This window comes from Brachybacterium fresconis (assembly GCF_017876515.1).
Lineage (GTDB): Bacteria > Actinomycetota > Actinomycetes > Actinomycetales > Dermabacteraceae > Brachybacterium > Brachybacterium fresconis.
On the sequence record NZ_JAGIOC010000002.1, the window covers coordinates 1 to 26,741 of the forward strand.

Consider the following 26,741-nt stretch of genomic DNA (forward strand, 5'->3'; position numbering starts at 1 on the left):
ATCCAGTTCCTAGGCGCTTTTGGTGGCTCGCTATTCAATGACGCTGGCGATGCCGTGGCTTTCGATGATGGCACTGGTGAGGCAGCACTGCAGTACATGATCGACCTCATTGAGGATGGTTCTGCGGATTTTGACCTTCGCGGTACGGAGGGGCAGCCTTCTCCGTACCAACGTGGAGAGGTTGCCTTGCAGCTAGTTGGAAGCGCCGCCTGGCCCCTTCTGGCACAGGAAACTCCCGAGCTCGTTACAGAGGAGCGGATGGGCATCTTCGTAACGCCTGGAGTGGCGGGCGAAGAGCCCAGCCTCCTACTGGGCGGGACGTTGATCAGCTTGGGTGAGAACGCCACTAATCCAGAACTAGCTCTCGATTTCGTAAAACACATGTTCTCGCCCGATAACCTGGTCAGCGCTTCGAAGCTCACCGGTAACGCTCCTTCCATCACTGAGGTCCCGGATGATCCCGACCTTGCCGCGAACCGGTTTTCCACCTTTCTTACGGACAACCTTGATTATGCAGACGTCGCCGAGGGTGGCAGCCCGGCTTGGATGGAAGTCCGCGAAGTCATTGGACCGCAGGTCGAGTCGGCGGTGACAGGAGCGCAAACACCTGCCGAATCAATCTCGAATATAAAGAGTGCTGCTGAAGACGCCATCGCGCGTCTGTAAAAGGTCATCACTTTTCGCAGCCCTCGGCATTCTCGAGGGCGGCATCGTGCGCTGAAGTGCGAGATCAGCCCCACGTTTGGAGGTCCATAGATGACTACTGCTCAGACAGCGCCGTCCCCGCCCACGGCCACAGATCGCGGGCGGGCGCCCGGCAGCAGACGCAGGAGCCCTCGGCGCGCTGAGAAGCGCTGGGGGCTCATCCTGGCTGCCCCAGCCACCTTCCATGTCGCTCTGTGGACCGGCATCCCGGTCGTCGCTGCGATCGTGCTCTCTTTCACCTCCTACGACATGGTCAGCCGGCCGGAGTTCAACGGGATCGGGAACTACCTGGAGATCTTCCGCGACGACATCTTCTGGCGCGCGGTCAGCCACAACCTGATCTTGGCCGTGGTGGGCATCCCTATCTCGATGATCATCGCCCTGGTCCTGGCCGTGATGCTGAACCAGGGGCTCAAGGGTGAGGGCATCTTCCGCACGATGGTGTTCCTCCCGCATGTCACCGCAACCGTCGCGGTGGCCATGATCTGGTTGTGGATCTACGCTCCAACCGACAACGGTCTGGCGAACATCGCACTGGGTCTGTTCGGGTTCGAGAACTCTGCGTGGCTGACCAGCCCCAACACCTCGCTGATGTCGGTGCTGCTGGTGACCATCTGGCAGGGGATCGGGCTCAAGATGCTCATCTACTTAGCCTCGATGCAGGGGATCTCGCGCGACCTGTACGAGGCCGCGGAGATCGACGGGGCGGGCACGATCGGGAAGTTCTGGCACATCACCGTTCCGATGCTGCGACCAGCCACGTTCTTCGTGCTGGTTACCTCCATCATCGGGAACTTCCAGACCTTCGACCTGATCTTCAACCTCACCGCCGGGGGCCCCGCCAACTCCACCACGGTGATTACCTATGAGATCTACCAGACTGCCTTCCAGCAGTTCCGCATGGGTCTGGCCACCGCTCAATCGGTCATCTTGCTGATCATGCTGGTCGTCCTGACGATCATCTCGCGCAAGCTCGTGGGAGGCACGGACAATGACTGACATGCCCGCCATGCAGCAGCACGTGGCCGAAGAACTCGACCACAGCGCGGTCGGCACCCGGAAGCAGCGGGCCCGCCGGGCCCCCAGCAGGAGCCGCCAACGACGCACCAGCCGGATCATCCTGTTCATCGTCCTCGCGATCACCTCGATACTGATGGCCGCTCCGTTCTTGTGGATGTTCTTGACCTCGGTGCGCACCCCGCAGGAACTGGCTGATCCCAATATGGGGCTCATCCCGCGCGAGTGGGCCTGGGGCAACTACCTCGAGGCGTTCAACGCGGCTCCGTTCGCGATCTACGCCCGCAACAGTTTCCTACTGGCGGCCCTGCAGACGACCGGGACCCTAGTGTTCGGCTCAGCCTGCGGCTACGCAATCGCGAAGATGCGCTTCCCGGCCGCGCCGTGGATCTTCGGCGCCTTCCTGGCCTCGATGATGATCCCCTTCTACGCGACCGTCATCCCGCAGTTCCTGATCGTGCGGTTCATGCCCCTGTTCGGTGGGAACAACCTCTTCGGTCAGGGCGGCAGCGGCTGGATCGACACCTGGTGGGGGCTGGTGGTCCCAGGGGCGATCAGTGCCTTCAACATCTTCTTGCTGCGTCAGTTCTACGTCGCCACCCCCACGGAGCTCATCGAGGCCGCCCGCATCGACGGCGTCAGCGAGCTCGGGATCTGGGCAAAGATCATCACCCCGCTGATCAAGCCCGGCCTGCTGACTGTGGCGCTGCTCTCCTTCGAGCAGGGCTGGAACAACTTCCTGTGGCCCCTGCTGGTGACCACCTCGGAGCAGCTGCGCGTGATCCAGCTGGGCCTATCCGTGTTCCGTCAGGAAGCCGGCACCGACTTCCATCTGCTGATGGCCGGCACCACCATCGCTGCCGTGCCCATGATCATCCTGTTCGCCATCTTCCAAAAGTATTTCGTCAATGGCTTTGTCAACTCCGGCATCAAGTGAGACGCCCGTGAACTGCTCGGCCCCCGACCCAGGGGCCGAGCAGCCTGTCCGCGCCAGGATTGGTGCGCAATACCCGAGCGCGATCGTGCGAGCTCTGACCGTCCCGGCAGCTTTCTTTGCCACCAACTGGGCGGCGATACTGCTGATTCTCACTGTGATCGGGACGGTCCCCGCCCTGGTCGCCGCCACCCGCACCACCATGGACCTGCGTTCCCACGCCGACCGCGCCTTCCGGGAGACCCTGCGCGCCTCGACTGTCCTGCTGCGGCGCGACTGGGCCCTCTCGCTCGCACTGTGGGCACTGCTGCTTCTGATCGCGGCCAACGCGCTGATCCTCACGGACCTGGCGACAGGAGGCACCCGCGTGTTCCTCGTCGGCATCTCCCTACCACCCACCTGGCTGGCCGTCTCGGCCCTGAGCGCCTACGTGGTCACCGCCGCATCGAAGGACCTGACCGCCTCGAGTGGTGAGGTCACCGGAACAGCCCTCACCTTGATGATGCGCCGACCGGTGCGCGCGCTCCTGGCTCCGGCCACGATCATCACGGTGGTCCCGCTGTGGGCGCTGGCACCCCTGACCATCGCCTTCGGCTTCAGCCTCCCGCCATTCCTGGTCGCGAGGTTCTGGGGGCCGGTGGATTCGTAAGACTGAACCTTGAACCGTCCCACTGGACCGGTCGATCCGTCCCCCAGCGGCTCGGGACATTCCGGTTAATCACGCAGGCACCACGAACACTTACAGCCGATCCCAAGCGTGAACAAGCAGGCGGTGCTCTGTGGCCGACTGGTGACAGACCGCTCCGCCGCGCCTGGCACTCGCGCAAAGCGGGCATGGAGTGGGCCGGGAGCTGGAATCATGTACCCATGAGTCACAAGCTCCTCGTGCTGTCCGATATCCGCGCCCGAGCAGGAGCTTTCGTGGCGCAGTGGCGCGAAGCAGAGGGGTACGAGCGCGGGGAGGCGCAGTCGTTCGTTCGGGACCTCCTGCGCGTCTTCGGCATCACCCGCTCGACCGCAGCCGTGTACGAGAAGCGCGCGCAGCGCGCTTCCACGGGCGGTCAGGGATACATCGACGCATTGATCTCCGGGACGGCGCTGATCGAGATGAAGTCCGCGGGCGCAGACCTCGTCAAGGCCGAGGCGCAGGCACTGGACTACATCGAGTCGCTGACCCAGCACGAGCGCCCTGACTTCGTGATCACCAGCGACTTCCGCAGCTTCCGCCTGCTCGACCTCACGGCCGATGCTGGCAAGGATGGGCTGCTCGAGTTCTCCCTCGAGGAGCTGCCGGCCCATGTCGAGGACCTCATGTTCTTGGCCGGCTACCGGCGCGCGAAGTTCGGCTCGACCGATCAGGAAGCGGCATCGATCAAGGCCGCGCAGCTGATGGCGAAGCTGTACGAGCACCTCGAGTCCACCGGTTACGACGACCACCAAGCGTCGATCTTCCTCATCCGCACGCTGTTCTGCCTCTACGCCGACGACGCTGGTCTGTGGGAGCGGGACCTGTTCTCCCGCTACATCGAGGAGCGCACCAGCGAGGACGGCTCCGACCTCGGCGCGCAGTTGACCACGCTGTACCAGGCGCTCAACCGTCCGGAGGACAACCGCTACGGGCGCGCCGACGACCTGATTATGGCCTTCCCCTACGTCAACGGCTCGGTGTTCGGCGAGGCCGTCGATATTCCCTATTTCGACCGTGCCTCGCGGGAGCTGTTGCTGCAGGCGGCGTACTTCAACTGGTCCAGCATCTCGCCGGCGATCTTCGGCTCGCTGTTCCAGTCGGTGAAGTCTAAGAAGGCCCGGCGCGAGCTGGGTGAGCACTACACGACCGAGACCAACATTTTGAAGCTCATCCGTCCGCTGTTCCTCGATGAGCTCGAGGAGCGGTTCACCAAGGCGTACGCGAAGAAGCGCGAGCTGGAGAAGCTGCTTGAGCACCTGGGGTCGCTGTCGTTCTTCGATCCGGCGTGCGGGTGCGGGAACTTCCTGATCATCGCCTACCGGGAGCTGCGCGGCCTCGAGCTGCGTATCCACGAGCGCCTGCAGCAGCTTGACCCCACGCGTGCGCAGCTGTCGCTAGACGCCGGCGCCCGCGTCCACGTGACGTTGACGCAGTTCTACGGGATCGAGCTGGAGGAGTGGCCGGCCACCATCGCTCGCACGGCGATGTTCCTGGTCGAGCACCAGGCGAACCAGGCCGTGAACCTCACCCTGGGCTACGCCGTGCCGATGCTCCCGCTGCAAGACTCCGCCCGGATCACCGTCGCCAATGCGCTGCACGCTGACTGGTCCCAGATCATTCCGCCGACGACCTCCCTGTACGTCATGGGCAACCCACCCTTCCTCGGCGACAACACGCGCGGTGCGGACCAGCTCGCTGACCTGCATAACGCCTGGGGCGGAGACAAGACTCTGTCCCGGATGGACTACGTGACCGGCTGGCACGCCAAGGCCCTCACCCTGTTCCGTGACCCGCGATACCGGGGCGAGTGGGCCTTTGTCACTACCAACTCCATCACTCAGGGCGATCAGGTCCCGCGCCTGTACGGCTGGATCTTCGAGGCGGGCTGGCGGATCAAGTTCGCCCACCAGACCTTCGCCTGGTCGAGCGAGGCCCCCGGCGCCGCCGCCGTCCACTGCGTCATCGTCGGCCACACCCAAAACGCGAAAGCCAATCCGCGCCTGTTCGAGTACGAACGACCCAAGGCTGAGCCTCACGAGGTTCCGGTCAGGATCGGGATCAACGCCTACCTCCAGGACGCGAAGAACATCCTGGTTGAGAAGCGGTCGGCGCCTCTGAGCTCGGCCCTTGCTGTGGTGGAGTACGGATCAAAGCCGACCGACGACGGCAACCTGATCATCGAGCCCGACCAGTATGCGGAGGTCATCGCTGATCCCGTTGCAGCGAAGTACGTCCGCAAGTACGTCGGCGCCCGCGAGCTCATCCACGATGAGGATCGCTGGTGCCTGTGGCTGGATGGTATGGACCCCGCGGACCTGAACCGGTCACGCACTCTGCGGGATCGGGTTGAAGCCGTTCGCGAGTTCCGCGGCGCGTCCCGAGCTTCCGCTACCCGCGAGTACCCGCACCACCATCTCTTCCGGCAGCTCGCGAAGAAAGACGCCAACTACGCATGCATACCGATCCATGTGGGCGAGGGCCGGCGCTACTACCCAGTCGCCCTATTCGACGCAGACGTCATCGCGAGCAACGCCAACTTCGTGATGAACGATCCGGACGGGTTCCAGTTCGCCATCATGTCCTCGAGCATGTTCATCACCTGGCAGAAGGCCATCGGTGGCCGCCTGGGGTCGAGCCTACGATTCGCTTCGACGCTGACCTGGTACACCCTCCCCCTACCCTCTGTGTCGCCGTCCGCTCGCGAGGCGATCGCGACGGCCGGTCACGGAGTGCTAGAGGCACGCGCGCTCCATCCCGAACGATCACTGGCTGAGCACTACAACCCTCTAGCGATGGACCCTTGGGCCTGCCCGCAAGTTGTTGACGGTTGATTAACCTCGGGATTTCATGGGGGCGTGGTCCCGACCGGCGGACGGCATGGAGAAAGGTGCTCCTGACCTGGAATGATACGGGGTGTTGAAGCTCGTATCGATCCACCGGAAGGAGCACCTTTCAGGTGTCCCAGCCTACCTTGTTCTTCTACCCCCGTCCGCGCGTGGACATCGCTGAGGTCCCGGCGGTCTCGCAGGCGGGTGCGGTGCTGCTGACCGACACGCTCCATGCCACTGGCCTGGCCGCTTCGCTGCGCGAAGCGCTGGGTCCCTGGACGAAACCGCTGGCCGAGCATCACGCCGCGAAAGTCCTGCTGGACCTCGCGATGACTCTCGCGATCGGCGGGGAAGTCGCCCGCGACACTGACCTGCTGCGGTGCGAGCCGGGACTGTTCGGGTCCGTCGCCTCTGCGCCGACGATCTCCCGCACACTCACTACCTTGGCCCAGGACGCCCCGGCGGTGGTCGAGGCGATCTCGAGGGCTCGCCGTGCCGCGCGCGAACGAGCCTGGACCATGGCCGGTGACCACGCCCCTGGCCACGGGGTCAGCGCGAAGAACCCGCTGGTCATCGACCTTGATGCCACACTGATCAACGTTCACAGTGAGAAGGAGCAGGCCTCACCGACGTTCAAACGCGGGTTCGGCTATCACCCTCTATGCGCGTTCCTCGATCACGGACAGGCCGGCACCGGGGAACCCCTCGCCATCGCCCTGCGCCCGGGCAACGCGGGATCGAACACCGCCGCCGATCACATCGCCGTCACGCGCGAGGCTCTCGCCCAGCTCCCGCCAGCCCTGCTGGGCCGGGGCGGGCGGGGGTCGAAGAAGATCCTGATCCGCACCGACGGAGCCGGCGGCACCAAGGACTACATCCAGTGGCTGACCACGCGGCGTCTGGCCTACTCGGTCGGGTTCACCCTCCCCGCACATACTCCTGACCTGCTGAAACGAGTTGACGAAGCAGACGCGTGGACGCCGGCCTATGACAGCGACGATGACGGGATTCGAGACGGGGCCTGGGTCGCAGACCTCACCGGGCTGCTGGACCTCGCAGGCTGGCCCGACGGGATGCGCGTCATCGTGCGGAAAGAACGACCGCACCCCGGGGCACAGCTGCGAATCACTGACCACGACGGGATGCGGATCACCGCGTTCGCGACCAACACCAGCCGCGGACAGCTCCCCGTTCTCGAGCTGCGTCACCGTCGCCGCGCGCGCTGCGAGGACCGGATTCGCAACGCGAAGGACATGGGCCTTGAGAAGTTCCCGCTGCAGGGATTCGCGCAGAACCAGATCTGGTGCCAGATCGTCCAGCTCGCCTCTGAGCTTGTCGCCTGGATGCAGACCATCGCCTTCACCAGCGGCGACGCAAGGAGATGGGAGCCCAAACGACTCCGCGCGCGGTTGTTCGAGATCCCCGCGACGCTCGTGCGGCGCTGCCGACACAAGGTCCTCCACCTCGCCCGGCACGCCCCGGAAGCCTCCACCGTCCTGACCGGCGTCAACCGGCTCCGCACCGCCGTCGCCCAGACCTGACCAGACGACTCAGCCGTCCCTACGATCTCCAGCTGCACGACCTCGGGCGTGGAACCCGACCGCCCGCAACGGACACTGCGACAGATCGTCACACCCAGATGCCAGAATCAGCAGCTGAACACCGGCAACGACGCCGGCCCACCCCACTCACGGGCGTCATGAAATTTCGAGGTTAAGCTGCTTGAGCCTGGTCTGTGTGTTCTTCGGTCTCGGCCTGGTCGCGGTCGATGGCGTTCTCGAACGCGACCGGGCTGGTGTAGTCGAGGCTGGAGTGCAGCCGGCGACGGTTGAAGACGATCTCGATCCAGCGAGCGACCTCGCGACGCGCTTCGGCCCGGGTCGGCCAAGAGCGCCGGTCGTAGAACTCAGTCTTCAGCGTGGCCCAGAACGACTCGGCCATCGCGTTGTCCCAGCACACCCCGGTCCGTCCCATGGACTGGCGGATCCCCAGCTCCTCGCAGGTCTCGAACAGGGTCTTTGACGTGTACTGGGTGCCGCGATCAGCGTGAAACACAAGGTCATCTGGGACATCCCTGCGCAGGGTTCGTGCCATCCGCAGCGCGCGGTCAACGAGACCGGCGTCCTGACACTCGTCCATCGCCCAGCCCAGCACGCGCCGGGAGTGCCCGTCACGGACCGCGGCGAGGTAGAGCCAGCCCTCGCCGGTTCGCAGATACGTGATGTCGCTGATCCAGATGGCATCGAGGCGTCCCTGGTCCCATCGCCGCTGGGCGTGATCCGCGAAGCCTCGGGCGGCGGGATCTTGGATCGTCGTCACCGGGGTGAACATGCTCGGGCTGATGCCCTCCAGTCCCTGACGACGCATGGACGCGGCGACCGTCTTCCGGTCGATCACCGTCCGCCGCTGAGCCCTCGACCCGGGGCCATGCTGGCGACGGCGCTGCCAGGCGTAGTAGCCCTGCCGAGTCACACCCAGAAGCCGCGCCATGCGGGTGATCTCGAAGTTCGCCTTCTCCGCGTCCATCAGCTCGAACCGTTCCGCCGTGGTGGCTTCGACGCGAAGAAGGCGGCTGCTTTTCCCAGGAACTCATTGTCCGTCTCCAGCTCATGGACCCGCCGCCGCAGACGCTTCAACTCTTCCCGCTCGTCGGCCGCCAACGGCACTTCCGGGCCCGGAGCCGGGCCCCGGCGCTCGCGTTCTTGCTGGACCCAGCGACCCAGCAACTGCGCACCCACGTCGATCTCCTCGGCCACATGCGCGATCGGCCGGTCCGTATCCAGCACCAGAGCTGCTGCCTCTCGGCGGTACTCCGGCGTGTACCTCTTCCGCTTGCTCATCACGACAACCATCCCGCAGGCCAGCACGACCCGCTATCTCAGGCGTCAACATCAGAAGGGTAAGCCCACCCTGCTCTGGTGAAGGCTCACGATGCCCTGGACAGACTGGTCGATCGAGCGTTCGGAGCGAAGAGAAAGATGACCTCGAACGACGAGCGCAGCAAGCTGCTGTTCGACCAGTACGCCGCGATGGCCACGGAGCCGTCCAGCTGAGGCTCCGCGCGAAGTGCCCGCATCTCCCCCAATGGGGAGACGCGGGCACTTGCTGTGCGTCAGTCCTTGCGCTGTGAGGCGGTGACACGCTTGTCGATCACGGGCACGAGTGCAGCGATGAGCGTGATCATCGCCGCCACAGTGACCGGATCGAGCATGAGGATCACAGTGATCGTCATAGCCTGCTCCTATCTGTCAGGAAGGAGCCGTTGCCTGGTATACGAGCAAAAACGCTTGTTTTGCAGGTGATGAGACTGCTACAGTAGGAGAGACGCCTGACTAGCATCGCCCCCGCCGCAGCGAGAGACATCAATACGACCTCCTTCGGTGGGTGTAAGACATGGCCCGAGTGGTTGCACACTGGGCCATGGAGAAGTGTATCACATTGCTGTACACTCCGTGACGTTTCAGAATGCGCCCTCCGCTCGATTGAGCCGGGGGCGCTTCTTTGTGCTGGTCACAAGGCCTCACGCCCACTTCTCTGGCATCTACCTCATGGCGTGTCGTTGGGCCTCTCCCGGATGACGGCTAGGAAGCGTCTCGGGAGATGAACCTGCGCGAAGTGCCCGGCAGCGGCGAGGCACCCGTCGCGGAATTGGCGTTACGCCTCGAATGTGATCGCCGGGTGTCTGCCCGGCAGGTGAAGGACCGTCGTGCCCCCGAGGCACTCGACTCGCAGCAACGTGTCGCGATGGGTCATCGCGATACTCCCAATGCGCCGGATGAGCGACTGGGGAGACTCTGTGGAACCGTCGTGCTGCTGCGCCGGCCCTCCCGAGGTGATCATGAGGCCAGTCTCAAGGATGTCGACACTTGCCAACTCAATCATTCTGTCCCCGTCGCCAGGGGTCAGCCAGCCGAGCCGCGTAACCTGCTTGCCCTTTGCCGTCGAAATTTCTATCTGCACGAGTCTTCCAATCGTCGTAGCCGAGTTATGTGCTCGGCTCAAATGATAGAGCGACTAGGGGTAGAGAGGCCCGGGGGATGGATGCTCCAGGTACCGGTACAGCGTGTTTCGACTGATGCCGTAGGTACGTGCAATCTGGGCTTTGGGGACTCCGGCGGCGACGGCGTTGCGGATCTCGCGGATCTGGTCATTGTTGAGCCGGCGCTTGCGTCCCGGGTACTTGCCGGGGGTCTTCTTCGCGATCGCGATCCCCTCAGCCTGTCGCTCCCGGATCATCTCGCGCTCGGACTGCGCCACCGCGGTGATGATGTGGAGGATCAGTCGGGTGGTGAGGTCTCCCCCACCGGGTCGGATCGTGAGCCCTTGGGTGCAGAACTCGACGGTGACGCCCTTCTGCTCGAGCTCTTCCATGATCGTGAGCATGTCGCGCAGGGACCGGGCGAGCCGGTCGATGGAGGCGACGACGAGGGTGTCCCCCTCGCGCACGTACTTGATGGCCTTCTGCAGTTCGGGGCGTTCGGAGGCGGTGGCGGCGGACTGGTACTCGCTGTAGGTCTTGTCGACCTCTCCGACGGCCTCGAGCTGCCGGTCGAGGTTCTGGCCGGCGGATGAGACTCGGACGTAGGCGACGCGCTGCGTGGTTGGCATGGGGCCAGTGTGTCGCACAAGGATGGTCGGCGCCTTTGGCTAAGCAGATGTGTCATGAAATCGCCACCAGCGACCCTATTGGGAACCGCAAGCGCTCTGATCGCGAGGTGTCATGTTGGGGTATACCCCATTGCGACACCGGTCCCTCGAAGGCCCTGCGCGTGTGGGTGTGCACGGTTGATGGCGGGGTTTTCGCAGCGCTACTTGGCGCGGTGCGCCTCGTGTCAATCTGGTGTCTCTCCGTTGGGGTCGAACAGGGTGCGTTCGGAAGAGCGGTGGGCGAAGTTCGCAAGAGCGTGGTCTCGGAGCTGACCTAGGGCATGTCTGACAAATATGCAGCGCCCGTCCTGCGAGACTGGCCAGATGTCGAGGTTCCAGGTGCTCTCCGATGCCCAGTGGTCGATGATCGCCGACATGCTGCCCCGCCCCACAGGCCGCAAGGGCAGGCCCTTCGCCGACGCGCGGACCATGGTCGAGGCGATCATCTACCGGTATCGGACCGGCATCGCCTGGCGCGATCTGCCCGAGGTCTTCGGTCCCTGGCAGACGGTCTGGACCTGGCACCGGCGCATGGCCGCTGACGGCACCTGGGACCGGGTGCTGGAGCGGCTGACCGCGGCAGCCGACGAAGCAGGACAGATCGACTGGACGGTCTCGGTGGACTCGACGATCGCTCGCGCCCATCAGCACGCGACCAACGTCAGCCGCCACACAGGGGGCTGGATCGAACTACACGAATCAGCAGACCCAGCCCCAGACCCAGCCGGACCGGCCGGCCCCAGAGCCGCCTGATCATGCCCTGGGCCGCTCGCGCGGCGGGCTCTCGACGAAGATCCACCAGCTCGTCGACGGCCGTGGGCTGCCGCTGGTGGTGCTGCTGAGTCCCGGTCAGGCCGGCGACTCGCCGATGCTTCTGCCGCTGCTGCAGCAGTTGAAGGTCGGCCGCCGCCTCGGGCGGCCACGGACCCGGCCGGATGCACTCTGCGGCGACAAGGCCTACTCCTCGCGCGCGATCCGCAAGCACCTGCGCGCCAGGGGCATCACCGCCCACATCCCCGAGCCCGAGGACCAGAAAGGTCATCGGCTGCGGCGCGGATCAGCCGGCGGCCGGCCGCCGAACTTCGACCCGAACGCCTACCGCGGCCGCAATGTCGTCGAACGCCGCTACTGCCACATCAAGCAGTGGCGCGGGATCGCGACTCGCTATGACAAGCACGCGCTGACCTATCGGGCCGCGGTGGTGCTCAACGCGGTGATCGCCTGGACCGCACATTTGTCAGACATGCCCTAGGTGTACTGACCGGGGACATTGATCAACCGCGTGAAGGGCGGCTGGTTGGCGCAGGCCGTGTGGGGTCGGTGATGGTTGTAGTGATGCAGCCATGACTCGAGAGCGTCGCGTCGTTCTGCCTCTGAGCGGTAGCAGCGGGCGTAAGCCCACCCGTCGGCCATTGTGCGGTGGAAGCGCTCGACCTTCCCGTTCGTCTGCGGGCGATATGGGCGCGTGTACCTCGGACGGATCGACAGCGCCTCGCAGGTACCGCGCCACAGATGCGACCGGTAGGCACCGCCGTTGTCGGACAGTACTCGCTCGATCGTGACCCCACGCTCGGCGAACCAGCCGACAGCTCGGTGCATGACGCCAACGGCAGTGACAGCAGTCTCGTCGTCGTGGATCTCGGTGTACGCGACGCGGGAGTGGTCGTCGATCACGGTGTGGACGTAGGCGTAGCCCAGCTTGGGTCCGCCGTGCTGATTGCGTGGCTTGTCCGGCGTGGCGACGCGGTTGCGGTCGCCTTGGCGTCGGCCGACGTAGCGCCAGCCACCGCCGTCGGGGATGTTCCCCAGCTTCTTCACGTCCACGTGCACCAGCGACCCGGGGTGCGCGTGCTCGTAACGACGGATCGGTTCGCCGGTCGCCCGGTCGACGTGCGACAGCCGATTCAATCGAGCAGTGGTGAGGATGCGGTGGACGGTGGAGGGCGCGATCCCGAGCCTCGCTGATAGTTGAACTGGCCCTTCCCGCAACCTGATCCGCAGGTTGACGCACCGCTTCGTGACGGGCTTGCTCGTCTTGTTCGGCGAGCTCTTCGGGCGCGAGGACCGGTCGTGCATGGGCTCGCCGGCGCGGTAGCGGTCGACCCAGCGCTTCACGGTCGGCCACGAGACCTGGAATCGGGCGGCGACCTCACTGATCGGCCAGCCCTCCTCGACGACGAGTTGGGCAACCTTCAGACGGTGACGCGGTGTGAGGGCAGCGTTGGGATGGGACATGGCATCTTTCGGTCCGGGACGGCGCCGCGGCATCCGCCGCTGTCAGGCCGGATGCTGCACGTGGATTCGCAGTGCGTTCGCGGCGAACTGCGCGGCTTCTGGGCTGCCGAAGGTTTGGTGGAAGTCGGGGTTGGTTTCGTAGAGGTCGGCCATGCCTCGCAGCATTGCGGCGGATCGTTCGGCATCGCCGGCGTGGGTGGGTGTCCCGGGGATGTCAGCGAACCAGGCCACGTGGTCGGCAGCGTGCGCTTGAGCAACTGGTGAGCCAGGTACGTGGCCGGCTTCGTGGATTTCTGCCCACCGTGTGAGCAGGGCCTGGGCGTTGGCCTGCCAGTCGCGTTGCTGTTCCACGGACTTGGCATGCCACCACCGGTTCGACGCGGCGAAGGCCTCGCGCCCCCACCGGCGTACGACCTCGGCCTCGTAGCGGTCGTTGAAGCCTTCGAGCATCACATCCATGCGCGGTTCACGGCCCTCTCGGCGCATCTGCAGGGTGTGCTCGACCGCGCTGATGCGCCGGTCCAGGGCCTCGCGGTCCTCGGCGAGCTGTGTCAGGTGGGCCTCGAGCGCTTCGACCTCGGCGGTCGGCGTCTCGGGGGCGTCGAGCACTGCGGAGATGCCGGCCAGTGGCATACCCGTGTCGCGAAGCAGAAGGATGCGTTGCAGGCGCGCGACCGCGTCGGGACCGTAGTAGCGGTAGCCGTTGGACCCGACGCGATCGGGTTCAAGCAGCCCGATGCGGTGATAGTGGCGCAGCGTGCGGCCGCTGATGCCTGCGCGTTCAGCGAGCTCGTGCACCGTCCATTCCATCACCGGGCTCCTGTCGATCGACGTGCTGCTCAGTGTGCCGCGTCTGTGGTCAGGCCCAGCCGTGGCAGCGCAACGCGCAGGATCCCGGACGCGGGAGCGCGGACGTTTTGGGCGGCCGTGGTGCCCGTGGCGTCGAGGTATTCGCGGACAAGCCGAGCACCGGCTGCATAACCGGCCCCGGTCGGCAAGCCGACAGGCACGGCACCGAACAGTTGTGCGCTGGAGTCGCCCAGCACCCAGGCGGCGAAGTCTGCCATTCCTGTGACACCCAGGCCGCTGGCAACCTTCGCCAAGACTTGGTCGTCGGAGCGGGTTTCATCGCGCACGAAGTGGGTGTAGCCGGCGTCGCCATACAACTCGGACGCGAAAACGTCGGCGAGCCCTTCGGACACAACGTGCTCGCCAACCATCACCGTCTGTGGGTCCCACACGATCCCGCCGGGTGAATAGCGCACGTTGTGGTGCAGTTCGTGGACCGCGATCGCCTCAAGGCGATCGAGAACGCGCGAGGTGGGCCAGACGGTGATGGCGATGTAGCCGCTGATGCCGCCGAACCCTGACATCCCTTGCACCTCGTCGACGAAGTGCTGGCTGGTCGGATCTCCCAGGACGAGCAGCACGTTCAGGTCGGGGATGGTCACACCCGGATCGGCAGACGTCAACGCTGCGACCCCGTCCTCGAGGGCCTTCTCGATGCGGGTCCACGCATCGGCCGCGACAAGGGATTCCAGACCTTCGCGGACCTGCTCGATCGCGGAGTCCGGACGGAAGCCGAAGTTCTGCTGGTGCACGGTGGCCATGTCCACGCCGCCGGGGATGAAGTGGTACATCCCGGCCATCGGAGCCCACATGTCACGGATGAGGTCGGCGCGATCCTTCGCGTCCGCCGTCAGGACTCGGTTCATGCTCGAGGCACTGTCAATCATTGAAATGGTCATGACAAGCGACCGTAAACGTTGACGCTACGACAAGGTCAACCGTTTCCTCGATCAATGTCCCCGGTCAGTACAGCTAGCCGCGATACCCCTGATGCAGGAAGAGGCGGTGCAGCGTTGCTGCACCGCCTCTTCTAGAGCAAAGGCAGTTCCGGGGACTCGACCGTCTGTGCCGGCCTGTACTTCGCGACATACCTGGCCGCTTCACAGGCCGGGTGACGTTCGGTTCACCCCGTACCTGGGGGCGAAAGAGTCAACCGGAGCGCCACCCATCACTACTGGATGTCTCCGCCCTCAAGTATGCAGCGGCTCTTGCGCCAAGTCAACACCCAACGGTAGAGTCAGATCCGCTGTAGGCAGAGTCAGCACCCTTAATATTAGAACTTTTATTACTACTTAGCGTAGTCCCTCGATGCAAAAATTGCTAGCCGTGGAGGTTGCTGTGATGGAGTCGATTGCGCAGGCCCAGGTGAGGGTTGCTTCCCAGTTGGCTTCCTCTTTGCGGGGACGCCAGGGGGCTGGAGCGCCTGTGCGGAGAGAGTTCGTCCTCTCCCCCGACAAGCAGGGTGCTCCGAGTCCGCTGATCACTGTGATCAGTGCTGGTTCGCGCGGGAGGGGTGGTCCTGGTGGTCGTGTCCGCTTGGGGTTGCTGCTGTCTTCGATCTGGGTGGCGGGCTCCCGCTCTCCGTTCGAGACGTTCCGGACGCCGAGCATGTGGGCGGAACTGCTGGGGCTTCCGGACCCGACAACTGCTGGCGCGAGGTCGGTGCGGAACGCTCAGCGGACGCTCGTAGCGCAGAACTTCTTCGCCGAGCCGACAGGGGCTGGCCGGGAGACTCGACGCATCAAACTGCTGCGCGAGGACGGCAGTGGCCGCGACTACACGATCCCCACCGGGGCCAAAGAGCAGAACGACCTCTACTTCCGGGTCCCGGAGGTGCTGTGGACCCAGGGGGTCATCGCTCGGCTTGAGACGCCGGGGCTGACCATGCTGCTTGCCGCGCTTTCGGTCTCACGATGGGATGGAGAGGCTGGCTCGTTTGAGTCGGTCGTCTTTCGCCCCAAGACGTCCAAGGAGGTCTTTGGGATCTCGGATGCCACCCGCAAGCGGGGGCTGCAGGAGCTAGTTATGCAGGGAGTTTTGCTGGACCTGAGCACTTCGGGCAGCGCTCACCGCTTGGAGGGGATGCCCCGTAACGAGAGCAAGCACTACCGCCTCAGCTCGACCTTCAGGCCCATGCACCGCCCGTAGGTGGGGTAGTCACATCGCGCCAGCTGCGTGGTGTGGAGCTCCTGGCCCGACTGTGGTGCTGCCGCGGACGCAAGCGTCCTTGCCTTCTCCTTGTCAGCGGCCGTAGCCCTGGTCGTTGGCGGGGGTGGGCTGTCGCCAGTGCTGGCGTGCCGGCATGCTGTCATGCTGTCGTGGCGGCGTGCTGGCCGATGGTGCTGCAGGGAGCGTGGGTTCGGTGGGTTCCTCGGGTGCGTGGTCGTCGTCGCGGGCGGCCATCTTCTGGTCGACGGTGGCGAGCTGTTCGCGGGTGAGGGTGAGGAGGTGGGCGTGCTTGAAGGGCTGGCCGAGGTTCTTCTCGGCTTCGGCCAGTTCGGTCTCCCGCTGGGGAAGTTGGCGCTCGAAGCCGGCGGCGTCGCGGCCGATGGCGGTGATGCGGGATTCGAGGCTGGTGATGACGCGGTGGTCGGTGGTGGCGAGGTCGGCGGCAGTCATCTTGACGGCGTGGTCCTCGAGGGTGCCGGGGACGTGGAGGTGGATGCGGGGGTTGTGGGGTGGCTGGCCGCTGTTGACCGTGCCGATGACGGTGGCGTGGATGGAGTGGCCGGCGAGGGTGCCGATCTGGCCGAGGTCGCGGTCGTTCATGTGTTCGGCGCGGAAGTGGGTGTCGCGGACCCAGTGGGTGATGGCCTCGCCGGCTTTGACGCGTTCGCGGTAGGTCTGGTCGTGCAGCTGGATGGTGAACTTGTCGCCAGAGACGTCCTGGGTGCGTTCGGCGAGCTGGTCCTTGCTCGCTCTGCGGGTACGGCGTGCCACGTGGATCCCCCAGGCCAGTTACAGAGACGACCATCACTGTACCGAGAGGCTCTGAGCCAACGGCGCGTGTTGTCGCAGTTCGGTAGGCGGGGTGTGCGGTCCATGACGGGCCTCCTCTGAGGATGCGGTGCCGGAATGCTGGAGGGGCCAGCATGCCGTCATGATGGCTACTGCAGGACCAGCACGAGAGCGACGGCGCCCGCGATCACCACGGCCGGGGCGACGACCAGGAGGGGGAGGCGTCTCCCGCCAGCCTTGTCGGCATGACTGCGGCGGCGCTCATCGCGGCTTCCTCGGGTGTGCTGGCGTGCTGGCATGCTGGGTTGTCAGTGAGCTGTCTTGTTGGCGAGCTTCTGATTGATGGCGTCCTGGATCCATTCCTGAACGCTGACGTCCTCGGCGAGAGCCGCAGCCTTCACGTCCTTGTGGAGCGACTTCAGGAGTCGGATGGTCAGCTTGCTCATCTCGTCGGCTGCCAGCGAGGACGGGTCGATGAAGGCGTCCTTGGCGCTGCCGGTCGAGCGGGCGTTGGCTCGAGGGCGGGCGGCGAAGCGGTCTGCGGGTTTGGTGGCCATGGTCAGAGCACCTCCAGGAGTTCGGTGGTGAGGTCGTCGAAGCGGAACTTGCTCGGATTCGGGATGGTGCCGCGGAGTCGCCCGATAGAGACGCTGGCGGGGATGACGGTTTCGAACCGGCCGACGCCTCGCTCATCGAGGAGTGAGGCGAAGTCGGCGGCATCGTTCGTGCGTCCGTCGAAGCGGGATAGGAGCACGTAGGTGGGGACCTGGGTGGCGGTGACCTCGACGGTGCTCCAGGTGCGGTCGGTGTCCATGAACCCCGGTGGTGTGGGGACGATGATGAGGTCGGCGACCTTCACGGCTGCATCCACGACGCTCGGGTCGGTGGGGGGCGTGTCGATGACGGTGAAGTCGGTGGTCGGCTTGTAGCTGCGGAGGCTGGCGTGGTTGGCGGGTCGGATTTCGAACGGCAGGGGCGTGCCGTCTTCGTCGGCGATTCGTGCCCAGTCGGTGGCGGACCCTTGGGTATCCATGTCGAGCACGGTCACGGTGTGCCCAAGTTCGGCGAGTTGGGTCGCGATGAGGATGGCGGCCGTGGTCTTGCCGACGCCACCCTTCAGGTTCACTACAGCGATCGTCTTCATGTTTGCCACCATACTGGCGTGCTGGCAAGACAGCGCGCCATCTTGACGGCATGCCGTCATGCCGGTGTCGGCCGGGTTTGGCGGCGTGCGGCGCGAAGGGCGCTGCAGAGGAGGATCGCGAGGAGTAGGCCGGCTATGGCGCAGAGGATCGCGACGGCCTGTGCTGCACCGAGGAAGGTGGTGGCTGCGTTGGGGTGCTTCTGGTGGATGACGTAGTAGAGCGAGGCGATGCCGTTGTTCATCACGTGGGCTAGAAAGAGGGGCCAGATGCGGCCGGTCGCGATGTAAAGCAGTGCGAGGGCGAGAGCCCAGACGAGGTGGCCGGGGATCGCGATCACGCCGTAGTAGACGTGGAACGCGGTCCGCAGCAGGACGGCGGTGATGAGGATGGTCGGCCAGCGGTGGCCGGCGGCGCGCAGGGCGACCACGGGGACGGCGAGGACGATGATCTCTTCAACGGCGCCGCTGAGCATGCTGTCGTAGACGAGGAGGGCCGCGGCATCGGGGCTGCTCGGGGGAGTCCAGGGGAAGGAGTTTTGGTCCGGTAGTCCGGGGATCGTTTCCAGTGCGTTGGTGATGACGCCTCGCATCTGGAAGATCAGCGTCGCGAGGAGGAAGGTGGCGACGCTGCCGCGCCAGCCTGCTGGCATGCCAGCGCCAATGGTGGATGGAGGGGTGTCGGTGGTCTTGGCGAGGAGCTGCAGTATGGCGAGGCCTGCGAAGGTGAGGGCGAGGGCGGGGATGAGGCTGTTGAAGAGTGTCCAGGCGTCCTGGGTGCCGGCGGGGCCGGGCTGGGGGTAGAAGGCCAGGATGAGTGCGGCGATGGTGGCTGTGAGCCACGTGGTGCTGTAGAGCCCGCCGAGGAGTGCCCATGCGGTGCTGTGGGGGATAGCTCCCGGGGTGGTAAGTCGGAGCGGTCGCCATAGAGCGCGCAGTACTCGGATGCTTCGTCGGCGGCGTGCAAGGTGCGCGCGGTGTCTCCGCGCTTGGGTGGGGGTCATGCGACACCTTCTAGTGCGTGCTGGCGTGCTGGCCTGCTGGCGTTGGGTGGGGGTGGATCGAGGTCGTTGAGGCGCATTTCGTCGAGGAGGGCTCGGATCTCGCGGTCTGCTTCGAGGTCGTCGGCGTGGAGGGCGATGTGGTGGCGCTCGAGGTAGGCCCACCAGATGCGGCGGTGTTCGCGGTAGGCCGCGATCTTGGTGGCGCGGGCGTGGGTGACGCCGAAGCGTTCGGCGAGTCGCTCGAGCTCGCGGTCGTCGCTGGTGAGCCAGTAGCCCTCGTCGGCGTGGCCGTCGATGAGGTTCCAGCCGGTGAGGGTGGCGAGGGCGTCGGTGACGGCGGTGCGAGAGAGGCCGGTGCGGGCCTGGATGGTCGCGGGGGAGGAGCCATGGCCGTGCTCGATGGCTTCGTAGGTGAGGGCTGCGGGGATCCCGAGGCGCTCGAAGACGGGGCGGAGGGCGTGGGCCTTCCCGCGGATCCAGCGCACGGTCTCGGCTGTGGCTGCGTGGCGGTCGGGGATGCGGAGCTCGTAGGCGGCGGCGTCGCGGCCGTGGGCGCGCAGGGTGAGGGTGATCCAGGGGTCGTCCTGGGTGGAGAGCTCGCGGAGGAGTGTGGCGACGGTCTGGATGCTGAGCCCGGTGGCGAGGGAGAGACCGCGGATGCCGGTCGCGGTGAGGGTGGAGCCGATCTCGTGGGACTGCTTGGCGATTGCGCGGAGGAGGAGGCGACGGGTCCAGCCGTGGGCACCGGGGAATTCTCGGGTCTCCACCTCGTGGAGCAGGCTGCGCCAGGTGCGGATCGTGCCGTGGGTGTCACGGACGGAGGGCTCCCCCGTGTGAGAGACGGCGCTTGTGTCAGATGTATGGACGGAGTCCCCCTGCGCTTCGTTCTTGGCTCTGAACAGGGGCTCCATGCGGGTCCAGTCGCCGGCGAAGGAGCGCCAGGGCCGGGGGCGGTGGGCGTGGAGTGCCCAGAGGCCGGGCCAGCGTCCGTCGCTCATGCGCGCGGCGACGTCCTCGCGGCTAAGGCCGGTGGCCATGGCGGACCAGAGGACGGCCCAGCGGGCTTCTGAGGGGCTGTCGTAGCCGTAGGCCGCCCAGTCGCCCTCGAGGGCGAGGGAGAGGTACTTCTGGCCCATGACGCGGCCGGCGCCGGCTTCGTAGACGACGGGGGTGCTGTGGGGCTCGGCCGCGGCGGTCGCGGCGCGCTTGGCCTGCACGAGGCGGATCTCGTCGCGGAACGTGAGGCGGAGCCGGCGGACGGCGCGGGCAGGTGTGCGGAGTCCGTCAACGCGCTCGCGCAGGGAGCGTTCACTGATAGTGAGCTGGCGGTGGCCGCCGAGCTTGTGGACGCTGCCGGGGACGGTGATGCAGCCTCGGGCGATCGACTGGTGGGGGGAGGGGTCGAGCGTCGCCCAGCGCTGGGCCATCGCCTCGACGAGCTCACGCGCTTCGAGGAAGGCCAGCGGCTGCTCGAGAAGGACGTAGACGTGGGAGCCACCGTGAGCGTGGTCCGTGAGGAACCAGGCACCGGCCTGGTCGAGCATCGCCTCGGTCTGGAAGACGTCGTACGCGACGTCGGCGATCTGCTCGGTAGTGCGGTCCTTCGCATCGAAGTCGAGAGCGAGAACGTTGCACTGTCCGGCGTCGCTGTAGAGGCGGACAGCGGCCGGCTTGGACGGCAGATCAGTGGTGAGGGCTTGCTCGGTCCTCGCGGGGTAGCTGACGCGGTTCTCACGCTGGGGCTTACCCAGGCGCATGCGGGGCTGGCCAGCGATCACGGACGCGGTGAGCGACCAAGAGGTCTCGGGGGAGAGGGCCGTATAGGGGGGGGTAGACACGCCAGGCTCGCCGTACTTGCCTACGGCGGCGCGCCCCCCGTACTCTGGGGGTACCAAGTTGATGAACCTCCTTTCATCTCACCTCGGGGATCACCAGCGCCAACTGGCCCCCAAGACTTCTTTCACCACCCCCGGACCTGCGCCAACAGGTTGCGGGGGTGAAGTCTTTATGCGGTCTTTCGATCTATCTCCAGGCTCTCTTGAGCTGCGCCTAGGCGCGCCTTCTCCAAGTCCAGACTGGCGATCCACGGCACGAGCTGGGCAGCGGTAAGGTCCGTCACCGACTCTCCAACCAGCTCCGCATACTCGTACAGCTTGTCGCGGCTGGTGGTCGGGATGCGGGTCTTGATATCCGCACGGTCGCCCTTGCTCGGACGACCTCCACTTCGCTTCTGTGCCATGCGGATCACGTTACACGGAGACCAACGTTCCTGGAACAGAACCAGGCGGCGTGTCGCTCCCTGCAAAGCAGGGAACGCCCTATACACATCCTTCCGGTCCACCCAGCAGGCAAGCCAGATCAACTGCGCCGATCCGCTGGAGCCCCGCTGCCGAGTGGTACTGCATGCTGGAGGTATCTGTCGCGGAAGGACGGTGTCCATGCTGGCATTCACGGGGTACACGACGGACCCGGAGACGGGGGAGCGGCTGCCTCCGATCGGCACGCTCTTGGATGTCCGGGGGCTCGATGCTCTGGTCGAGGGCGGCATCCTCGAGCAGACGAACTGGAGCGGTTACCCCCTGACGTATGTGGGGACGGCGCAGGCAATCGCGGAGTGGCTCGAGCAGCTCCCGCCGCATCTCTTCCGAGTTCGCGGCGTTGGAGCGGAGCGTACTCAGGAGCATCCACAGGGGATCCGTCTAGTAGATGGGGAGGAGGCTCAGCGCCTCGCCGTCGAGGGGCTGCGAGGCCTGGATCCCGAACGACGAATCCAGGTCGATCTCTGGGATCAGAGCTGAACTCTGCCGGTCGACCACGTCACCGACCATGGCGCTTCAGCTGCCGTACGGGGAGGGCTTCGGTGTGGTGCCGGTGACCGCCGTGATGGCCTTTAGCAACGGGGGAGCCTCGGACGCCGCGAGGAAGAGAGCGTGCCCCAGAGCCTGGTCCAGGCTCGTGAAGCCTGGGTCCTGTGTCCAGAGCTCGTCGCGTTGGAGACGTTCGATGCGGTCTCTCATCTGACGCGAGAGGCCTGCGATCTGGGCTGAGATCTCGGCTAAGTCGTAGAGCTCGTCGTGCAGCTCTTCATGCGTCATGGGCCGGCCGCGGGCTGCTTGCAGGTCCTCGGGCAGGCCCTCGACCCGGCGCCGTGGCCGGGGCACCGCGACGGGGGCCTGCGGGGTATGTGAGGCGGCGGGGAGTCGCCCCGCCTGACGGGCACGGTAGCGGCGCATCTGTGCGCGCTTGCGGCACTGATCGGAACAGTAGGTACGGCGCCCGGCAATGAACTGCTTACCGCACACAGGACATCTCACGCGACCTTGTCGACCCATCTCCATCCCCCTCAAGAACACCTACTAACACCCTACACGGGGGTACTACGTTGTCCCCCGGGGACGCATTGGTGCCAGAGGTCCGTCGTCCTGTTACTTCTGAGCTTCTGCGTTCTGGGGGTGTGCCTGGTGCTGGGGATCGTGTCTCTGCCTGTGGGCGTGCTGAGGGTGTCTTCGGTGGGGTCTGTCTCGGGGTGTTGAGCTAATGCTTCGTGCTCTGCCTGGGTTCTGGTCGGTCTCCTCTGGAGCTCGTGCCGTTGTTCTGGATGGAGTGCTCGGGCTTCCGCGTCGGCAGTTCGTGTGGGCATCTCGACTGCAGGGGGCTCATCGCTCCGGGGCCGGGCCCCCGCGGGGCGCCGTTTAGCAACTGGCTCAAATGCGACAGTTGCTAAGCAGGCAGGTTCAGTGCTGGCTCGGACGGCCCCGAGCCCTGCCGGAAGCTCTGCACGAGGTCCTCCGGCGCTGCAGGGCGTATCTCCGCGACGGAGACAGGCCTGCAGCTGACCTGACGGATGCTCGGCCTCAGCCTGGATCGATCAGGGAGGTGGAGACGCGGCCGCGCGTCAGAGGCAGCTGACGCGATCTGCACTGGAACGTCTTGCCACTGGATGATTCATGCTCGGTTCAGTGACGCGGCGGTGATGAAGATTCCGCGCTCATGGAACGCGCGAGGGCTCTGCTGCTGTGCCTCGTCTCGGAAGATTGCCGGCACGTCCGGGAGCCATGGTGGCGTCACCCGCGCCGGGTCCCTCACCCACTCCGGGGCAGTCCACCCATCACGCCCTGAGAGGTGGTCCGCGAGTGCCGCGAAAGCCGCGTCGATCTCGTGCGACCCAGTCGGTTCAGGCTCGCGCGCAAAGACCATCGCCCCAAGGTCCAGCCCCCTGCGTCGGACGGTCGAGGCGTAGTCATCGAGGGACTGGAGGATCCCCGAAGCGCCAGCACGCAGCGAGGGAGTCGCCCTCCGAGAACATCCGGGCGCACTCCCGCGCGTTGCTCCGAGCCGTGTGACGCACGGGGCCGCCGCTCGAAAGAGCGCGCCAATCCACCCCGGGAGCAGACTGAGCCTTTTCGATCAGCTCCCGGACCGAGAGCACCCTGCCTCCGAAGCGCACCGCATCCGCTCCTCCCCGGGCGCCACTCGCCATCAAATCGATCGTATCCACCAGCCCACAACCCTCGGACAGAGCTAGTCGGGGAGTCATGTGAGAGCTCCGCATGCATCAGACCTGGTCAGACTGCGCAGATTTACCCTCAAGCCGGGCACTCCGTACGCATCACCCCAGGTCAGGATGCGCAGATTTACCCTCACGCCAGCCTCTCCAACTGCGTCACCGCAGGTCAGGCCGCGCTGATGTGGCCTCAGCGCTCGCTGGGCGAGGACCCTGACTCCGACTGCTGGGGTGCTAGCGCCGGCCACCCACGCCGGAACGACTGCCGCGACCCCCCGCACCCCTGCAGTTTCGGTCTCGGTCATGGACAGGACACTCATCGCACTCCCCCTCGGGACCACAGACCCCGGACCGGGCTGGAATCGCCGGTCGGCCCTCGGAAGTCGGGGACGCTCCTGTCGGGTACGGCTCCCGACGCGCCCCACATCCCTCGACCCGAGGCCGACCACGCTCCCCGGCCTCACCCGTCGTGCTCCTCGCTCAGCGTCGACCGGGGTTCGCGCGGCGGATCGCCTCGTGCCAGTACGGCTCCACGCGTCCGCGTCCGGCGCGGTCTTTCGCGCCCTCGAGGTGCACCCGGGCGGATACCCAGGACATCAAGTGGGGCTGCGCGAGCTCGATGCGGTCCAGCCACTCCTCGACAGTGAGGAGCAGCCGCTCCCCGCCCACGATCACCTGCACAGACTCGTCCGGGACATCGGGGTCCCGCCAGCTGTGGCTCATGGACACCGGGGTGCCACCGGCGACGGCGCGCTGGTAACCGGCGACGACCGACTCGGCCGCGCCGAGCAGGTCCTTTTGCGCGTAGTACCGCGGGTATCTCGCGCGCATCTCGCTCGACCGCCCGGCGGGCGGAGCGGGATAGGGAGTGAAGGGCTGGGGGCTCACGGGGCTCAGTGTGCGCTCGGGGCCGGACAGCCAGGCGCCGGTGGGCTCAGTCGGCGTCGAGCGGTGCGATGAGCGAGGGGTCCGTGCGGTCGAGGGTGCGGACGTTGTTGACCTGGCGGTCCACCGGCACGGTCACCAGCTCGGCGGCCATGGTGGTGGAGACCTGGTCGAGCTGCGCGAGCAGGGGGTCCTTCTGCTCGGGCTCGAGCTTCCCGGGGACGAGCCAGTCGGCGACGGCATCCTCGGTGAGGAAGACGGGCATGCGGTCGTGGACTTCACCGCTGGCGTCCCGCGCCTCGCGCGTGACGATGGTGAAGGTGACGTCCCAGCCGTCGCCGTCCTCGGCCTTGCGAGCGGAGGTGAGGCCGGCGGCGTGCAGCAGCTGCCCGTCGGGGTGGTGGATGAAGTACGGGTCCTTGCCGCCGTCGTCGGCCTCGACCCATTCGTAGTAGCCGGTCATGGGCACGATGGCGCGGCCGCTCGAGAACGGTCCGCGGAACATGCCGTTGGTCGCGATCGTCTCCAGGCGCGCGTTGATCGGGCGAGGCCCCTTGTCCTTCGCCCACGCGGGGTACAGACCCCAGCACGCCAGCTCGAGACTCCGCTGCACCTCGCCGTCGTCGTCGACGAACTCGCGCACCACCGGCGCCTTGGTACGCGGCGCGATGCTGTAGACCGCCTCCCACTGCGCCGCGCGGTCCTGCCCTGTGGCCACATAGCCGTGCAGCAGCCGATCTCCACTACCGGGGACCGGCATCGTTCGGTTGAGAATTATTCCCCAGGCTGACCCGCACGCAACGGTGAGAAGGTGACTGAGGAATTCGCAGAAGCACTGGCAACGGTGCTGCTCAACGTGTTCGTGGCCGTGCTACGGGTACTGGAGGCGGAGCTGACTCGGCCTGGGTGGGACCGAGGGGGTCCGGAGTCGACCACCTTGCTAGGCTGAAGACATAGAGAGTATGTCTCTCGGGTGGGTGGGAACCGCAAGGACTTCTCTATGCCGTCCTCCACCCCAAGCTCACCACCATCAACAACTACCAAGAGCGTCCATCGTCGGGGCCTCCTGGGGCTGTTGGCCATCCTCTTGTGCGCGACCGCGATCGGTGCGGTAAACCTGGCTGCACTGCAGATGGTCTCTGCTCGACTGGGGAGCTACGCCCCCGCCGCCCTCGTTGTCGGCGCCTTCGCTCTGGGTAACGCTGCCGGGCTTGTCGTCCAGGGCCGCTTGATCGACAGGTTCTCTCCACCCCGGGTGCTCTATCCAGCGACCGCCCTGTTCTGCGCCACGCTCAGCACAGCAGCCCTGTGGCACTCGACCCAGCACATCGTCTACCTCGCGCTGTTCTTCCTTGCCGGCTTGTCGCTCCCGGCAGTGACCGGTGTCGTGCGCGCAGCCGTGCCCGGCATGTACCCCCAGAGACTCCACTTGCGGCTGTACTCGGCAATCGCTGTGACGTTTCAGGCCGGGATGGCCGTCGGGCCCATGGCAGCCGTCGCCTTCTCATCACTGCGTGAAAGCGGCTACGCCTTCTTCGTGATCGCTGGGTTCGCGGCCACGGCCACACTCTGCCTCGCCCGGCTGCCCCACCCCAGCAACCCCGCGCCACACTCCCCCACGTCTTCACGCGCTGTACCCGGACCATCCCGCCCACCGACTCCGGCCCATCACGACCGCCCCTTGCTGACCCAGGGCTACATCACGGTGCTCCTCGGCACTGTCGGCTTTGGGGTGTCGATCGGAGTGGTGACCGTCGGGCTTCCCGCGGTACTCGATGCGACGAGCCCCGGCCTTGTCGGGACAGCGTTCAGCGCCCTCGCCCTCGGCGATCTCGCTGCGGGCGTGGTCTACGGGAGCCGGAACTGGCCCGGGACACTGCGGAAGCACCTACTGGCATCCCTACTTTGCGCCGCCCTCGCCGCGACGCTCCTGGCGTCGCTGATCAGCTGGCCGATGCTCGCAGTACTAGGCATGTTCCTTCTCGGCGCGATGGGCACACCCGCAGGAATCGCCATGTCCGCTCTGCTAGACACCACCGTCCCCCGCTCGAAACTTACCGTGGCATTCACGACGATGGTCGCCACGAACCTCATTGCGGTCTCCGTGGGCAACACCGCTGGCGGAGTCATCATCGACGTCGCCACAGCATCCTCGGCGCTGTTCCTGGCCCCCCTGGCACTCATCACAGCCAGCCTCACAGTGGCTGGACGCCGCAACTCCCTACCTGCAGCCAGCTCGCGCCGGGAATGAAGACTGCATCACATGGCGACTACGATTGAGCGCGCACAACGGCAGGCGGGACTGATGCTCAGATTGCCGGGGGACGGCATCGTTCGATCGAGCAT

At 66.0% G+C, this 26,741-nt stretch carries 25 protein-coding genes; 11 read left to right on the top strand and 14 right to left on the bottom strand.

All coding sequences use genetic code 11. The annotated features are described in order from the left end of the window. From JOF44_RS20240 to JOF44_RS20265, 6 genes are all read left to right on the top strand, one after another. Positions 1-666: extracellular solute-binding protein (locus tag JOF44_RS20240; RefSeq protein WP_209896297.1), on the top strand; the 666-nt coding region annotated here is incomplete at its 5' end. A 264-nt stretch (positions 667-930) separates the two neighbouring features. Beyond that, the gene (locus JOF44_RS20245; protein WP_342591895.1) at positions 931-1,704 is read left to right on the top strand and encodes a carbohydrate ABC transporter permease; all 774 of its coding nucleotides are present in this window, start codon (positions 931-933) and stop codon (positions 1,702-1,704) included. Between the two features lies 1 nt (position 1,705). Next, a complete protein-coding gene (locus JOF44_RS20250) occupies positions 1,706-2,659 on the top strand; it encodes a carbohydrate ABC transporter permease (RefSeq protein WP_245349650.1) in 954 nt (317 codons plus the stop codon). Positions 2,660-2,744: 85 nt separating this feature from the next. Further along, positions 2,745-3,305 carry a hypothetical protein gene (locus tag JOF44_RS20255; protein ID WP_209896302.1) on the top strand — a complete coding sequence of 187 codons (561 nt, stop codon included), beginning with the start codon at positions 2,745-2,747 and terminating at the stop codon, positions 3,303-3,305. Positions 3,306-3,523: 218 nt separating this feature from the next. After that, positions 3,524-6,175, top strand: a complete 2,652-nt coding sequence (locus JOF44_RS20260; RefSeq protein WP_209896304.1) for a class I SAM-dependent DNA methyltransferase — start codon at positions 3,524-3,526, stop codon at positions 6,173-6,175. Positions 6,176-6,300: 125 nt separating this feature from the next. Then, complete coding sequence (locus JOF44_RS20265; RefSeq protein ID WP_417281547.1) at positions 6,301-7,713, top strand: IS1380 family transposase; 1,413 nt, start codon at positions 6,301-6,303, stop codon at positions 7,711-7,713. 172 nt (positions 7,714-7,885) lie between these two features. Here JOF44_RS20265 and JOF44_RS20270 read toward each other — a convergent pair. Next, positions 7,886-9,024 (bottom strand): IS3 family transposase gene (locus JOF44_RS20270; RefSeq protein ID WP_377785306.1). Its coding sequence is split into 2 segments (ribosomal slippage): positions 7,886-8,742 and positions 8,742-9,024, totalling 1,140 coding nucleotides; the frame shifts between segments, so codons are not numbered across the junction. A gap of 66 nt (positions 9,025-9,090) precedes the next feature. Between JOF44_RS20270 and JOF44_RS21055 the strand changes: the two genes are divergently transcribed. Then, the gene (locus JOF44_RS21055) at positions 9,091-9,225 is read left to right on the top strand and encodes a type IIL restriction-modification enzyme MmeI (protein WP_281067194.1); all 135 of its coding nucleotides are present in this window, start codon (positions 9,091-9,093) and stop codon (positions 9,223-9,225) included. 961 nt (positions 9,226-10,186) lie between these two features. On the opposite strand, the gene JOF44_RS20280 is transcribed toward JOF44_RS21055, so the two are convergent. Further along, positions 10,187-10,780, bottom strand: coding sequence for a recombinase family protein (locus tag JOF44_RS20280; protein WP_209896307.1), 594 nt, complete (start codon positions 10,778-10,780; stop codon positions 10,187-10,189). Positions 10,781-11,143: 363 nt separating this feature from the next. On the opposite strand from JOF44_RS20280, the gene JOF44_RS20285 reads away from it, so the two are divergent. Beyond that, a protein-coding gene (locus JOF44_RS20285) for an IS5 family transposase (protein ID WP_209896308.1) occupies positions 11,144-12,071 on the top strand; the annotation gives its coding sequence in 2 pieces (ribosomal slippage) (positions 11,144-11,494 and positions 11,496-12,071; 927 coding nt in all). Here the strand turns inward: JOF44_RS20285 and JOF44_RS20290 are convergent. Genes JOF44_RS20290 through JOF44_RS20300 form a run of 3 tightly spaced genes read right to left on the bottom strand, consistent with a single transcriptional unit; the run spans position 12,068 to position 14,802 of the window. Continuing rightward, a complete protein-coding gene (locus tag JOF44_RS20290; RefSeq protein ID WP_209896311.1) occupies positions 12,068-13,054 on the bottom strand; it encodes an IS481 family transposase in 987 nt (328 codons plus the stop codon). The two genes, JOF44_RS20285 and JOF44_RS20290, sit on opposite strands and share 4 nt — an antisense overlap. Before the next feature lie 42 nt (positions 13,055-13,096). Further along, on the bottom strand, positions 13,097-13,864 hold the full coding sequence (locus tag JOF44_RS20295; protein ID WP_209896313.1) for a MerR family transcriptional regulator: 768 nt from the start codon (positions 13,862-13,864) through the stop codon (positions 13,097-13,099). A gap of 29 nt (positions 13,865-13,893) precedes the next feature. Beyond that, positions 13,894-14,802 (bottom strand): DUF2268 domain-containing putative Zn-dependent protease, encoded by a 909-nt coding sequence (locus JOF44_RS20300; protein WP_209896315.1) that lies wholly within the window; start codon positions 14,800-14,802, stop codon positions 13,894-13,896. Positions 14,803-15,511: 709 nt separating this feature from the next. Here JOF44_RS20300 and JOF44_RS20305 point away from each other — a divergent pair. After that, complete coding sequence (locus JOF44_RS20305) at positions 15,512-16,051, top strand: hypothetical protein (RefSeq protein WP_209896317.1); 540 nt, start codon at positions 15,512-15,514, stop codon at positions 16,049-16,051. 93 nt (positions 16,052-16,144) lie between these two features. Here the strand turns inward: JOF44_RS20305 and JOF44_RS20310 are convergent, their stop codons facing one another. From JOF44_RS20310 to JOF44_RS20335, 6 genes are all read right to left on the bottom strand, one after another. Beyond that, a complete protein-coding gene (locus JOF44_RS20310) occupies positions 16,145-16,843 on the bottom strand; it encodes a hypothetical protein (RefSeq protein WP_209896319.1) in 699 nt (232 codons plus the stop codon). Between the two features lie 326 nt (positions 16,844-17,169). Further along, positions 17,170-17,418, bottom strand: a complete 249-nt coding sequence (locus JOF44_RS20315) for a toxin-antitoxin system HicB family antitoxin (protein WP_114306462.1) — start codon at positions 17,416-17,418, stop codon at positions 17,170-17,172. Positions 17,419-17,420: 2 nt separating this feature from the next. Continuing rightward, entirely contained in the window at positions 17,421-18,065 is a 645-nt protein-coding gene (locus JOF44_RS20320) for a ParA family protein (protein WP_209896321.1), read from the bottom strand. Then, complete coding sequence (locus JOF44_RS20325; protein ID WP_209896323.1) at positions 18,062-19,006, bottom strand: CPBP family intramembrane glutamic endopeptidase; 945 nt, start codon at positions 19,004-19,006, stop codon at positions 18,062-18,064. The genes JOF44_RS20320 and JOF44_RS20325 overlap by 4 nt, the downstream gene beginning before the upstream one ends. Then, complete coding sequence (locus tag JOF44_RS20330; protein WP_209896325.1) at positions 19,003-20,844, bottom strand: hypothetical protein; 1,842 nt, start codon at positions 20,842-20,844, stop codon at positions 19,003-19,005. The genes JOF44_RS20325 and JOF44_RS20330 overlap by 4 nt, the downstream gene beginning before the upstream one ends. 167 nt (positions 20,845-21,011) lie before the next feature. Next, complete coding sequence (locus JOF44_RS20335; protein WP_114306458.1) at positions 21,012-21,245, bottom strand: hypothetical protein; 234 nt, start codon at positions 21,243-21,245, stop codon at positions 21,012-21,014. Between the two features lie 199 nt (positions 21,246-21,444). Here JOF44_RS20335 and JOF44_RS20340 point away from each other — a divergent pair, with 199 nt between their 5' ends. Beyond that, positions 21,445-21,804 carry a hypothetical protein gene (locus tag JOF44_RS20340; protein ID WP_114306457.1) on the top strand — a complete coding sequence of 120 codons (360 nt, stop codon included), beginning with the start codon at positions 21,445-21,447 and terminating at the stop codon, positions 21,802-21,804. 36 nt (positions 21,805-21,840) lie between these two features. Here JOF44_RS20340 and JOF44_RS20345 read toward each other — a convergent pair whose 3' ends face one another. The 3 genes from JOF44_RS20345 to JOF44_RS20355 all read right to left on the bottom strand — a co-directional run bounded on the left by JOF44_RS20345 (position 21,841) and on the right by JOF44_RS20355 (position 25,155). Then, the gene (locus JOF44_RS20345) at positions 21,841-22,101 is read right to left on the bottom strand and encodes a hypothetical protein (protein WP_114306456.1); all 261 of its coding nucleotides are present in this window, start codon (positions 22,099-22,101) and stop codon (positions 21,841-21,843) included. Positions 22,102-23,990: 1,889 nt separating this feature from the next. After that, on the bottom strand, positions 23,991-24,398 hold the full coding sequence (locus JOF44_RS20350; protein ID WP_147271506.1) for a hypothetical protein: 408 nt from the start codon (positions 24,396-24,398) through the stop codon (positions 23,991-23,993). 46 nt (positions 24,399-24,444) lie between these two features. Then, a complete protein-coding gene (locus JOF44_RS20355) occupies positions 24,445-25,155 on the bottom strand; it encodes an SOS response-associated peptidase (RefSeq protein ID WP_245349652.1) in 711 nt (236 codons plus the stop codon). Positions 25,156-25,395: 240 nt separating this feature from the next. Between JOF44_RS20355 and JOF44_RS20360 the strand changes: the two genes are divergently transcribed. Beyond that, entirely contained in the window at positions 25,396-26,646 is a 1,251-nt protein-coding gene (locus tag JOF44_RS20360; RefSeq protein WP_209896327.1) for an MFS transporter, read from the top strand. Positions 26,647-26,741: the final 95 nt, after the last annotated feature.

Coding starts and splice junctions, on each gene's coding strand:
- JOF44_RS20250 (WP_245349650.1), top strand. CDS start 1,706: ATGCCCGCCATGCAGCAGCACGTGGCCGAAGAACTCGACCACAGCGCG.
- JOF44_RS20260 (WP_209896304.1), top strand. CDS start 3,524: ATGAGTCACAAGCTCCTCGTGCTGTCCGATATCCGCGCCCGAGCAGGA.
- JOF44_RS20280 (WP_209896307.1), bottom strand. CDS start 10,780: ATGCCAACCACGCAGCGCGTCGCCTACGTCCGAGTCTCATCCGCCGGC.
- JOF44_RS20290 (WP_209896311.1), bottom strand. CDS start 13,054: ATGTCCCATCCCAACGCTGCCCTCACACCGCGTCACCGTCTGAAGGTT.
- JOF44_RS20295 (WP_209896313.1), bottom strand. CDS start 13,864: ATGGAATGGACGGTGCACGAGCTCGCTGAACGCGCAGGCATCAGCGGC.
- JOF44_RS20300 (WP_209896315.1), bottom strand. CDS start 14,802: ATGACCATTTCAATGATTGACAGTGCCTCGAGCATGAACCGAGTCCTG.
- JOF44_RS20305 (WP_209896317.1), top strand. CDS start 15,512: ATGTGGGCGGAACTGCTGGGGCTTCCGGACCCGACAACTGCTGGCGCG.
- JOF44_RS20315 (WP_114306462.1), bottom strand. CDS start 17,418: ATGGCCACCAAACCCGCAGACCGCTTCGCCGCCCGCCCTCGAGCCAAC.
- JOF44_RS20320 (WP_209896321.1), bottom strand. CDS start 18,065: ATGACGGCATGCCGTCAAGATGGCGCGCTGTCTTGCCAGCACGCCAGT.
- JOF44_RS20325 (WP_209896323.1), bottom strand. CDS start 19,006: ATGACCCCCACCCAAGCGCGGAGACACCGCGCGCACCTTGCACGCCGC.
- JOF44_RS20335 (WP_114306458.1), bottom strand. CDS start 21,245: ATGGCACAGAAGCGAAGTGGAGGTCGTCCGAGCAAGGGCGACCGTGCG.
- JOF44_RS20340 (WP_114306457.1), top strand. CDS start 21,445: ATGCTGGCATTCACGGGGTACACGACGGACCCGGAGACGGGGGAGCGG.
- JOF44_RS20345 (WP_114306456.1), bottom strand. CDS start 22,101: ATGACGCATGAAGAGCTGCACGACGAGCTCTACGACTTAGCCGAGATC.
- JOF44_RS20355 (WP_245349652.1), bottom strand. CDS start 25,155: ATGCCGGTCCCCGGTAGTGGAGATCGGCTGCTGCACGGCTATGTGGCC.
- JOF44_RS20360 (WP_209896327.1), top strand. CDS start 25,396: ATGCCGTCCTCCACCCCAAGCTCACCACCATCAACAACTACCAAGAGC.